The sequence below is a fragment of the Nonomuraea sp. NPDC049028 genome (assembly GCF_043197735.1).
Taxonomy (GTDB): domain Bacteria; phylum Actinomycetota; class Actinomycetes; order Streptosporangiales; family Streptosporangiaceae; genus Nonomuraea.
The window spans coordinates 515,305-526,626 of record NZ_JBICTR010000010.1 but is presented as its reverse complement, the minus strand read 5'-3'; the positions used below and the strand labels follow the sequence as shown (position 1 = coordinate 526,626).

Annotated in this window: 9 protein-coding genes and 1 other RNA gene; 2 read left to right on the top strand and 8 right to left on the bottom strand. The window is 60.1% G+C overall.

Annotation, left to right across the window (positions count from 1 at the left end; genetic code table 11):
* From ACGFJ2_RS38975 to ACGFJ2_RS38960, 4 genes are all read right to left on the bottom strand, one after another.
* Positions 1–500 (bottom strand): hypothetical protein (locus ACGFJ2_RS38975; protein ID WP_393477126.1); only part of this gene is annotated, 500 nt, incomplete at its 3' end.
* Positions 501–1,089: 589 nt separating this feature from the next.
* The gene (locus ACGFJ2_RS38970; protein ID WP_393477123.1) at positions 1,090–1,395 is read right to left on the bottom strand and encodes an HNH endonuclease; all 306 of its coding nucleotides are present in this window, start codon (positions 1,393–1,395) and stop codon (positions 1,090–1,092) included.
* A 667-nt stretch (positions 1,396–2,062) separates the two neighbouring features.
* Positions 2,063–4,102, bottom strand: a complete 2,040-nt coding sequence (locus tag ACGFJ2_RS38965; RefSeq protein ID WP_393477120.1) for a bifunctional DNA primase/polymerase — start codon at positions 4,100–4,102, stop codon at positions 2,063–2,065.
* Positions 4,103–4,648: 546 nt separating this feature from the next.
* Positions 4,649–4,831, bottom strand: coding sequence for a helix-turn-helix transcriptional regulator (locus tag ACGFJ2_RS38960; RefSeq protein WP_393477117.1), 183 nt, complete (start codon positions 4,829–4,831; stop codon positions 4,649–4,651).
* 282 nt (positions 4,832–5,113) lie between these two features.
* On the opposite strand from ACGFJ2_RS38960, the gene ACGFJ2_RS38955 reads away from it, so the two are divergent.
* Positions 5,114–6,289 (top strand): tyrosine-type recombinase/integrase, encoded by a 1,176-nt coding sequence (locus ACGFJ2_RS38955; protein WP_393477114.1) that lies wholly within the window; start codon positions 5,114–5,116, stop codon positions 6,287–6,289.
* Between the two features lie 28 nt (positions 6,290–6,317).
* Here ACGFJ2_RS38955 and rnpB read toward each other — a convergent pair.
* From rnpB to ACGFJ2_RS38935, 4 genes are all read right to left on the bottom strand, one after another.
* An RNA gene (gene rnpB, locus ACGFJ2_RS38950) (RNase P RNA component class A) lies at positions 6,318–6,713 on the bottom strand.
* Between the two features lie 67 nt (positions 6,714–6,780).
* Positions 6,781–8,139: a bifunctional RNase H/acid phosphatase gene (locus ACGFJ2_RS38945; protein WP_393477111.1), complete on the bottom strand. Its 1,359-nt coding sequence runs from the start codon at positions 8,137–8,139 to the stop codon at positions 6,781–6,783.
* A gap of 34 nt (positions 8,140–8,173) precedes the next feature.
* Positions 8,174–8,914, bottom strand: a complete 741-nt coding sequence (locus ACGFJ2_RS38940) for a C4-type zinc ribbon domain-containing protein (RefSeq protein WP_357940670.1) — start codon at positions 8,912–8,914, stop codon at positions 8,174–8,176.
* 2 nt (positions 8,915–8,916) lie between these two features.
* Positions 8,917–9,717 carry a Nif3-like dinuclear metal center hexameric protein gene (locus ACGFJ2_RS38935; protein ID WP_393477156.1) on the bottom strand — a complete coding sequence of 267 codons (801 nt, stop codon included), beginning with the start codon at positions 9,715–9,717 and terminating at the stop codon, positions 8,917–8,919.
* Positions 9,718–9,831: 114 nt separating this feature from the next.
* On the opposite strand from ACGFJ2_RS38935, the gene ACGFJ2_RS38930 reads away from it, so the two are divergent.
* The gene (locus ACGFJ2_RS38930; RefSeq protein ID WP_393477107.1) at positions 9,832–11,271 is read left to right on the top strand and encodes a flavin-containing monooxygenase; all 1,440 of its coding nucleotides are present in this window, start codon (positions 9,832–9,834) and stop codon (positions 11,269–11,271) included.
* Positions 11,272–11,322: the final 51 nt, after the last annotated feature.

The window sequence follows — 11,322 nt, the reverse complement described above, 5'->3', positions numbered from 1 at the left end:
GCCCGTTCGTAGTCGGGATCGGCACTAACCTCAACCCATCGGCTAAAGGCGTTAAGCTCGACACCCTTAGCGGAATCGAGAACCTTGACAGCCCTATGCTTAACCTCATCGGCGCAGCCCTCTACCCGTTCGACTGCCCGTAGCGCCTTATCCCGAAGATCGTGGGAGGCGGCATAAGGCGAACGGCCAAGGGGAGTCCCGGAATACCGGGAAGGCTTGTCACCGGTCCCATAAAGAGACGTACCAGACTCAATTCGATAACCGCTATCAAGCTCAACGGTTCCGGCTCCATTTGCACCCAGCCCAGCATCACCGCGACTAAGCGACCCACCGATAAGGTTACGGAGGTGATCCCGCTCAGCGCCTAGGACGTCGCGGTCTAAAGCCTCAAGCTGCTTTAGCTCCTCATCCTGAGTCTTAGACCTACGGTCGTAACCGCGCATAAGTCCGACGCGACCCATTAAGTAGGTGTGAAGCTTCTCACGCTCAGTAGAGGACATGGACTCTAAGGTGTGCTGAACAACAGGGGTTCCGTCATCCCGCGTTTGCAGTGTGGACCTAAGAAGGTTGCCCACAACAAGGGACATTTCCTGCTCTAACATTATCCAAATCCCTAGATTGATTCGCTTCTCATAACCGGCGGCTGCCTGGCGTTATGGTCGGCAGGGGTTCTTTATGCGGCACTTGCCTGGCCATAAGAACTAGGGAGACTTTGAAGCGGGCGATTGCCCGACCCTCCAAGTGGAAGGCCCAGATGAGTGGACTTGTCAGGGAACTGAACTGTCCGGCGCACCTGAGCCGATGGGAATACTCTAGCCGAACTCCCGCCGCTTGCGGAAGAATTCTTGGCGCAGCCCGCAAGATTCTAGAGAATCGCCTGCTGAGGGCCATTCCCAGGCCGGTATGGTGCTCACCACTGCATGGCGATTGAATGCCAACATATAGATGAGGACCATTAACGGTCGCCTGACGTTCATTAATCCATTAACCAAGATTGCCTCATGGCCTTAGTGTGTATAAAAGGAGATGGCGGGGTCTCTTAGAGGTGATCCTTCAACCCGTCACAGCCCTACCCCCTATACCCCCCGACTACCAATCTCTCGTTCCCAACCATCTACCATCGGCATCTCTATTTGCTACACCCAATATCTCCTTTCCGCGCCTGCTGTTACAGCTTAGATGAGAGGATGCGACGTTTTCAAAGACATTCTTTCCGCCAAGGCTTAGCGGAACAAGGTGGTCCATAGACCAAGACATCTTGTCTGGCCAAGCCAACGTCATATCAATAGGCTTCTGGCAGATGTGGCAGGTTGCTCCTCGATGGCTTCCCTTCAACCTCTCGCGTAAGTCGCGATACGGTTTTCCATTGCGGTTAGGATCAGCCACTGCTCTCATCTCCTAACACGGGAACCTCGGGCGAGGGTCGCTTATCCTCAAGCGGTAGGCAGGCGATAGCCGTAACCCAATCGGGAGGCATTGCAGGGTCACTCTGGATTGCTTCATACTTAACCTCCCTAGATTTCAATGCATCGCCGAGGGAGATCATAAGGCCGTGCAGTGCTTCGGCATGACGCCGCCTACGAGTGACCAATAGGCCCTGTGCTTGCTTATCCAGTACCTCCATAAGCTCCCTAATCTCAGTATCGCTATACCGGCTGATATCCCATGACACCCCCTCTACTGGATTAGCCAAGCGATTAAGGCCATAATGGTTATACCTATTAGATGCAGGCCGGCCTTTAGCCACTGCTCTTAATGGGTCATTGTCGAAATCCGTGTACTCTGGATCTGGCATTGCTTATCCTCCTTTTGGATATGCAGGCATATATGTGTATGGGGAACGAGCCGGGGAGCCTGGGCGATGGGAGTCGGGGAAAGCGAGGTACCGGGGGGTGTTTCCCCCCTTTCCCCTTTCCCCTCTTTCCCTCTCAAGGGGAAACCTTCCCCATGCTCTGACCTGGGAAGGGAAAGGGGAAAGTCCCACACACACCCCCTACCCCCTGGTTTCCCCTTGAGCTGTGCGCCGTCTGCCTCCCCGAGTGTCGGCCCCGGTGTAGGAGGGTTACAGAGGGCCCCACATGACCTCATTTGACCCCGGTACAGGAGTGGATGGCACCCCAAGCGCCTTAGCGCGATTCTTAAGTGTTCTCACAGTACCGATGTCCTTCTTTTCGTATAGCTCGATGACGACTTTCCTGAGTAGTGATGCCACCAGGGTTTCGCGTAGGAACTCATCAGTCTTGTTCCCTTGTTTCTCTCTGCTCTTTTGTTCTTCCTGCGTCTCTCCCTTAGAGTCTTGGAACTTCTCTTGAGTAATATTGGCATCGGTACCTAAGTATTCAAGTCGGGTGACGTTTTGGAATTGGGCATCATCCATCATCAGGCTTTCGGCATCAATGCGATACTGTTGCGCCCGCAACCCGTGGGGGGCATAGTTGTTCTTGCCGCGCAGCATAATGAGATTGGTTCTGTCATGAAAGGGGTCTAGACCTAGCTTGTCGTGAAGCTTCTCATTGACTGGCCACAGGATGGGGAAGATGCGAATAACTTCCGACCATGCTTGGTAGCCCGAGATCAGGCTAGGAACCGGTAGCTTATCTAAGTCCTTGCTGTCCTTACGGGTATGCTTCATGACACACATGAGGATTTCATTTGTCCTAGCGAAGTGTTGGACGCGTTCTAATGTTGCTCGAATCTCTGAGCTTCCGTCCTTGTCTTCATTGATCCCCAGGAAGCTATTACCAGGATCTATGTATATAGCCTTGATTTCAGAGTGTCGTTTGAGTTCTTGCTCCAAACGCTTCAAGTCTTCCTTGAGCATGACATCGCGCGTATAGCTCATCTCGTCTAGCTTTTCGCGAATCTTCATGCTGTAGACCTTGCTAAGGTCCGCGCCCGCCAGTTTCAATCTGGCTTTAACAACGCTCTCGTCATCTTCCTTGAAGAGGTAGATAACGCTTATGGGTGGCTTCCCATACCCCCCGGTTGTTAGCTTCGCCATCTCATGGATGAACATTGTTGACTTACCTGTATCCGGGGGGCCTGCCAAACCCCGTAAGCCCTTTACGGGTAACCAAGGTTCTTCATACCATTCGAGTGGCGTTGCCTTGATATCCGAGAAAGCGCTTAGTTCAACGACGGGCCCATTATTGGTCTGTTGCCTGAGAGCTTCCACTAACCAATCAGGCTCAGGTCGAGTTTGCCCGGTAGAGAGTACTTTCTTACGAGCGCTTTCGAGTTTTTTCAGGACCCTGGTTTCGGTCCAACCTTCATTGTCATACTTGCCAGCATTGGCCTTGAGAATCCGATCCTCTAAATCTGGTATTCCCGGACTCCAAGGTGCTATATCCAGCTCTACGAGATTGCAATCGATTTTGAAGCTTTCATTATCCCACTCATCGTCGCAACCTAATAGCTCAATCTTATGCATCTCGGCATCTATCGCATTTGCAACGTAGTCGGCTACGCGCCCCCTCAGATCATTTGGCAGAGCGTCATACCATGTAACAGTATTGGGGTCTACTAGCTTCTTCTCATTCTGGGCAGGCTTTAATAGGTCCAGCAGCTTTTCGGGTGGTTCGGCTAGCTCAATGACGTAGTCCGTACTCCATCGATATTCCCCTCTATGGCTTACGCTCGGGGGAGCAACCACATAGCCACCATTACCCCGAACGTCTATGCCTAAGGGAAGACGGCCACGCCGGTTAGTCATGTCGGCACCCTCAGGGAACCTAAACCAGTAGTGAGGCAGGCCCCTAGCGCTAACGGTGGTGGGTGCAGGTAGTTCCCCGATTAGAGAGACAAGCTCGTCTAAGCCTTCTTGGTTATCCGCATCAAGGACGAACAGGCCGTTAGCGTCTCCCGTGGGGATGCCTATATTGGCGTTAGGCCAGTGATCCCACCAACGCCGGATCTTCCGCTCGCTGGTAGTGGCTTCCTTCTGCCACCCCGCAATACGTGGGTGCTTCCCACCTCTCCCGCACTCTTCCCCGCATGAACACGTGCCATCGGCCATGTCGTGAAGGGGGAAGATCGCGAGTCGCCAAACATGGGCGTAGACTAACGCCGCTTTTAATTTGACGTTCTCGACAGTCAATGCCACTCTCTCTCATAGTTGCTAAACGATCCCCTTTCCGTAGGTGCTCCTGAGTGAGCGGCGTACGGATGAGAGCCCCCAACCCGGCAAGGTTGGGGGCTCTTTGTATGTCTTGTTAATCGTAGGTCCGGATATACGACTCATACAAAGCCATCATGCCGTTATAGGTGATAAGCCCTGTGGGAGTCTCAGTATCAATAAGCTCTGCTAGTAGCTTTTCAAGCTTGACTATCTTCTGCTCTTGGTCGCTCTGCTGTGTATTGGTTAGTGTGTCCTGCAACATAGTATGCGCCTACGCATTTTCGACTACAGCTCTCTTCTTCCAGGTTTCTCGGTTGGCCTTTTCAAGGTACACAGGTCTCGCCCATATCATCCTCTATCAAGTTGTCAACTGGCGTAGCGATAGGTCATGGACCGGATGACCGTATTACTTAAGCGGTCGGAGTGTCTTCTCATATCGTTATGCGGTCAGAGGATGACCACATAAGACCATCGGGTCGCATGCTAACCGTATTGCATTATCGGTCGAGGCCCTAAGGGGTAGCGTGTGGGTTACCGCGCTTCCGCATAATGCTGACTCTCCCAAGCTACTACGTCACTAAGCTTGTAACGCACTGTCCGGCCAAACTGCATGCGCTTCGGACCAGTACCTAAATGGTTCCAGTTATAAATGGTCTTCACAGGAACCCTTAAGCGCTTAGCCAACTCCTCAATGGTTAAATGCTGTTCATCCATGCGGGATCACTCCATGATCAATAGGTGCATCGAACGGCCGTGACCGAAATGTTATAGACGTTTCCCTGAAATTCCAAATCCGCAGGTCAGGGAGGAATTTCTCCGGGGTAAGATCAATTAGCCGTTCCGGCGATTTGGATCTCTACTGCGGTGTCTTCCCAGGTGAGAGCGCTGCTTGTGGCCTCACCTACTGTACGACTCAGCCTATCGTCCCAGGTCAGAGCTATGAACCATGCCTTACACTCGGAACTGAGTGCATCTCCAATCCGAGAGGAGGGATTAATGGCCAGAGTTAAGGACCTGTGGTTTTCGGCAGTTAGGGATCAGAATGGGAAGGCGGTAAAGAAACCTACCCCTAAGAACCCTAAGAACGGCGGGAATCCTAAAGCTAATCGGTGGCTTGCTTGCTGGACAGGCCCCGATGGCAAAGAAAAGACGCAGACCTTTTCGACCAAGACTGCGGCTGAAGCTCACGCCACAAAAATGGAGGCTTCGCAGCTAGAGGGACGCTACTTCGACTATAAGAAGGGGGACACGCTTCTTAAGGAGTACGCGGAAACCAAGTGGTTACCTTCGCAGGTCCATCTGCGCACAAACTCCAACACGCTCTATGAGCAGCACCTTAAGACTCACATCCTCCCGCTTCTGGGCAATCGAAAGATGGGAAGCCTAGAGCGTAGTGACATGAAGTCTTTCGTAGCTGCGATCAGTGCGAAGCTAGCCCCATCCACCACGCACACCGTGTTCTCTGTCCTACGCGCGCTTATGCAAGCTGCCGTAGATGACAAGGTGATTGCGGCTAACCCCTGCAGTCGTGTCCCTCTGCCGTACATAGAGCCGCGCGTAGTCGTACCTCTAACGGCAGAGCAAGTCATCGCACTAGCGGACTCGATTACCGACCGATACCGCCTAGCGGTGTGGCTAGGTGCTGGCTTAGGTCTGCGGTCGGCAGAAGCAAGAGGACTCACCCTAGCTAGGGTGGACTTCCTCAGGAAGAAAGCTCACATCGTTCAACAGATCCAGAACGGAGAGCTGGTAGAGCTTAAGACCAAGGCATCTAAGCGAGTCGTTCCCGTAGATGACATAATCCTAGATGAGATTAACCGTCATCTCGCTAAGTACGGCACCGGCGAACATGACGTACTCATCACTAACCGGCTTAAGGGGCTCACACAACGGTCTAGCTTTAACGATCGCTGGCAACTAGCCGTAGAGAAAGCTGGACTCCCCAAGGGAACTAGATTCCATGACCTGAGGCATTTTTACGCTTCTACGCTTATCGCTGCGAACCTTAACCCTAAGGTCATCCAAACTCGGCTAGGTCACGCGACTATCGCCGAAACAATGGACACCTACGGCCATTTGTTTCCGAGCGATGAGGACCTAGGCCGTGGTGCCATCGAGAACATGATCAATTCCGCTAGCGGAACTACGCCGGAACTGGCGATCATTCCTTAGCTGTTGTGCCTGGTAGATGGACTTTTAGAAGACGAGTCGGCCTGTAGGCCGGGTTCTGTCCTTCGTCGGAACGAAGGGGCGACCATCCATCTAGGGCCGTCGTTGCCGGCGGCCTCAAGCGGTCTACCCGCGCGGCTCGGGCGGGCAGCCCTCGAACGTCGCGCGCGGGACGCTCCGGAGAGCGTCCCTTCTTGACCTTGCTCCGGGTGGGGTTTACCTAGCCGCCCACGTCACCGTGGGCGCTGGTGGTCTCTTACACCACCGTTTCACCCTTACCTCCAGAAAAATCTGGAGGCGGTTTGCTTTCTGTGGCACTGTCCCGCGGATCGCCCCGGGTCGGCGTTACCGACCACCCTGCCCTGTGGAGCCCGGACCTTCCTCGGCGGGCCCGTGAAGGGCCCGACGCGGCCGCCCGGCCGACTCGTCTAGCTGGAAGTTTATCAAACCTCAGTAGATCTTCAGTCGGTCGTCCCGCCTGCTCCGCTGGGATGTCAACGTAGGTGAAAGGTGTCGTTGAAGGATTTCACCACGGACTGGCCGTCCGTGTAGTGCTCTATCAGCGACAGGCAGGCCAGGTCCAGGTGCATGCGGTACAGCGCTTCCGGGGGTGCCATCAGGGCGAACCGCAGTAGCGTCTTGATGGGCGTCACGTGCGACACAATCAGGACCGTCCGACCCTCGTACCGCTCGACCAGGCGCTCCTCCGCTCGCCTGACGCGCTCCGCCACGGCCTCGAAGCTCTCGCCGTCCGGGGGTGCGATGGTCGGGTCGGCGAGCCAGGCGGCCAGTTCGGCGGGCCAGCCGCGCTGGACCTCCGTGAACGTGTGGCCCTCCCAGGCGCCGAAATCGACCTCCCTGAGGTCGTCGTCCGCTTCCACGGCGAGCCCTGTGCGCTGGGCGACCGCCTCCGCGGTCTGCCGGGCGCGCTTGAGGGGGGAGCTGACGATCACGTCCAGGTGGTACGGCTCGCGGGACAGTCGCTCCGCGGCGGCCGATGCCTGGGCCAGGCCCTTGGCGGTGAGTTCGGCGTCGCCCAGGCCGGAGAAGCGGCGGTCGACGGAGAGCGGGGTCTCGCCGTGGCGGAGCAGGAGCAGGGAGGTCGCCACTCGGGTCGGTGGGGCCCAGCCGGTGCCACGATCGCGCTGCTGGCTGGTGGTCAACTGGGTGGTGGCCAGGGAGGCAGCAGGGGCTGACAAGTCGGAAATGTCCCCTGCTACGTCCAGGAGGTCCGTCTGTTGAGCGGACGTGGACGTGGATGAGGATCGAGATCGGGATCGGGCCGAGGTTCCGGAGGCGCCCCGGGTTCCGGAACCGCCCAGGTTGCCGGAGTCAGCCACGTTTCCGGAGTCGGCCGAGGTTCCGGAGTCGGCTGACGTGGGCGGTGGCGAGTCCGTGAGGGCCGGGCCAGCCGCGCCGCCCGCCTTCCAGGTCAGGCCCTTCGCCGCGGCGTCCATCGCCTCGTTGGCCAGGCGGTCCGCGTGCCGGTTCTGGTCGCGCGGGATCCAGGTCCACGCCGTCACCCGCAGCCGTCTGGCCAGTTTGCCGGCCTCCATGGCGAGTGGGCGCAGGCCCTCGTTCTTGATCTTCCAGCGGCCGGCCATCTGCTCGATGACCAGTTTGGAGTCCATGCGTACCGCGACCTGGGCGCCCTCGCCCCCAACAGCCAGCACCGACGTCAGACCGGCGATCAGCCCCCGGTATTCGGCCACGTTGTTGGTCGTGACGCCGATCGCCTCCGCCGCCTCCGCCAGCACCTGGCGGTCGGTGGCGTCCATGACCACGGCGCCGTAGCCGGCGGGCCCGGGGTTACCGCGCGAGCCGCCGTCCGCTTCGATGATGTAGGAGCTCATAGCCCTGACTCTGATGTACGTACGGTGTAGGAGGTCATAGCCCTGACTCTGGAGTGCGTACGAGGATGCGGCGGCACTCCTCGCAACGCAGCACCTCGTCGTGCGGCGCGGCCTTGATGCGGTTCATCTCGGCGATCGACAGGGCCACCTTGCAGCCCTGGCACCGGCCGCCCCTGAGCATGGCGGCGCCCACGCCGTACTGGTCCTTGAGCTTGGTGTAGAGCGTGAGCAGGTCGGCGGGGATCTCGGCGGCGACGGCGGCGCGGCTGGTCTGGGCCTCGCCCGCCTCCTTGTCGAGGTCGACGAGCAGGGCGTCGCGGCGGTCCTCGGCGGCGGCGCGCGCGGCGGCGATCTCGTCGCGCTGCGCGATCAGGTCGAGGACCTTGCTGTCGGCGGCCTCGCGGCGTTCCATGATCTCCAGCACGACCTCTTCGAGGTCGCCCTGGCGCTTGTGCAGGGAGGCGATCTCGGACTGGAGACTCGCCAGGTCCTTCGGCGAGCTGACGGCGCCGGAGTCGAGCCGCTTCTGGTCGCGGTCGGCGCGGCTGCGGACGGCGTCGACGTCGTTCTCGGCCTTGGCCTGCTCGCGGGCCAGGTCGCCGGCCTCGGTCTCGGCGCCGATCACGTCGGTGGCGAGCTTGGCGTAGCGCTTCGACTGCTCGTCGATCTCCGCCAGCTCCGGCATCGTACGGCGGCGGTGCGCCAGCCGGTCGACCACGGAGTCAACGTCAGCCAGGTCGAGCAGTCGTTTCTGGGCCTCGGGGGCTGCTTTCATGATCAATATCCTCTTGTCCAAGCATCGGTGACCGTGGCGGAGACACGCGTCTCAACGGTAACGCCACTCGAACCCAGGATGGACGCGGCGCTGTCGAGCCATGGCCACTCGGTGGCCCAGTGCCCGGCGTCGATCAGCGCGGGGCCGCCCTCCTCGATGAATTCGCTGGTGGGATGGTGTCTCAGGTCCGCGGTGAGGAACACGTCCACTCCCGCGGCGCGCGCCGTACTGAGGAGTGAATCGCCCGCTCCCCCGCTGACGGCCACGCGCGTGACGCGGCGGGACAGCTCGCCGGCGACGCGGATGCCCTGCGCGGTCTCCGGCAGCCCAGCGGCCGCCCGCTCGGCGAACTCCTCCAGCGTCATCTCCGACCGCAGTTCGCCGATGCGCCCCAGCCCGCGCCAGGGATCGTCGGGGAACGGCCGCAGCGGGACCAGATCGCCGGTCAGGCCGACGGCGCGGGCCAGGGCGTCGGAGACGCCGGGGTTCGCCACGTCGGCGTTGGTGTGGGCGGTGTAGAGGGCGATGTCGTTCTTTATCAGGTTGTGAAGCAGACGGCCCTTGGGCGTGGTCGCGGCGACGCTCGTGGTGCCGCGCAAGTAGAGGGGATGGTGGGTGACGATCAGGTCGGCGCCCCACTCGACGGCCTCGGCGGCGACGGCCGCGACCGGGTCGACCGCGAACAGCACCCGCCGCACCTCCTGCGCCGGGTCTCCGCAGACCAGGCCCACCGCGTCCCAGGATTCGGCTCGGGCGGGCGGGTAGGCCGCCTCGAGCTCCTTGATCACATCCGCCAGCGTCACTCCAGCCACCTGCGCAGACTACCGGCCGCCCGGCCCCGGTACGTGATCGGCGAGGGGTGTCGTCCGCGCGACGCTCGGCGTAACGTAAGTGGACACTGACATCTGGAGGATGCCATGGCGCCCAGGATCGCGATCATCGGAGCGGGGTTCGGTGGATTGTGCATGGCGATCCAGCTCGAACGGGCCGGGATCGGCTCCTACACGGTCTTCGAGAAGGCGGACGGACTGGGCGGCACCTGGCGCGACAACAGCTATCCGGGTGCGGGCTGCGACATCCCGTCGCACCTTTACTCGTACTCTTTCGAGAAATATGTGAGTTGGACCCGCCGCTACCCAGAACAGCCCGAAATTCTCGCCTATCTAGAGCACTGCGCCGATAAATACGGCGTCAGGCGAAAAATCCGCTTCGGCAGCGAGGTCGAAGCCACCGTCTTCGACGGCTCCCACTGGCAGGTCAGTACGGCCGGCACCACCGAGACCTTCGACGTCGTCGTCATGAGCGTCGGCCAGCTCAACCGCCCCCAACTCCCCGACATAACCGGAATGTCAGACTTCGAGGGCACGTCCTTCCACTCCGCCCGCTGGAACCATGACCACGATCTCACCGGCAGGCGGGTCGCGGTGATCGGCAACGGCTCGTCGGCCGCCCAACTCATCCCCCGCGTCGCCGCCGAGGCCGAGCACCTGACCGTCTTCCAGCGCACCCCGAACTGGGTGATCCCCAAGCCCGACGCCACCTTCGGCCCCCTGACCAGGCTGGCGTTCCGCTTCGTCCCCGGCCTCCAGCGCGCCTACCGCGAGTGGCTCTACCGGTACGCCGAGAACACCCTCTACCCCGCCCTGGCGCAGGGCTGGAGCGTCGGCCTGCTCAAGAAGCGGGCTCTGGACCACCTCCGCGACCAGGTCCCCGACCCGGCGCTGCGCGCCAAGCTCACCCCTGACTACCCGCCGGGCTGCAAGCGGGTCGTCATCGACAGCTCCTTCTATCCCGCCCTGACCAGGCCGAACGTGGAGGTGGCGACGGAGCGGATCGTACGGATCACGCCGAAGGGCATCGAGACCGCCGATCGGCCGTACGAGGTGGACACGATCGTGTACGCCACCGGGTTCAGAAGTACCGAGTTCCTCGCGCCGATGGAGGTCTCGGGGCGGGGCGGCCGGTCGCTGCGGGAGCGGTGGAAGCGCGGGGCGGAGGCGTACCTGGGCATCTCGGTGCCGGACTTCCCGAACCTGTTCCTGCTGTACGGGCCGAACACGAACCTGGGCCACAACTCGATCATCTTCATGATCGAATGCCAGGTGAACCACATCATGTCCTGCCTGCCGTACCTCTCGGAGCGGGGGCCGATCGAAGTGCGGCCCGAGGCGATGGCGGCGTGGAGCAGGCAGCTCGACGCGGCGATGGCGCGGATGGTGTGGGGCAACGGCTGCCAGAGCTGGTACAAGACGGCCGAAGGCCGCGTCACCAACAACTGGCCCGGCCCCACGACGCTCTACCGGCGCTTGACGGCCCGATCGCCGCGCACCGCCTATCGCCCGGCTACTGCCGCTTGACGGCCCGGCCGCCGCGCACCGCCTACCGGCCGACCACCCCGGAATGGCTGG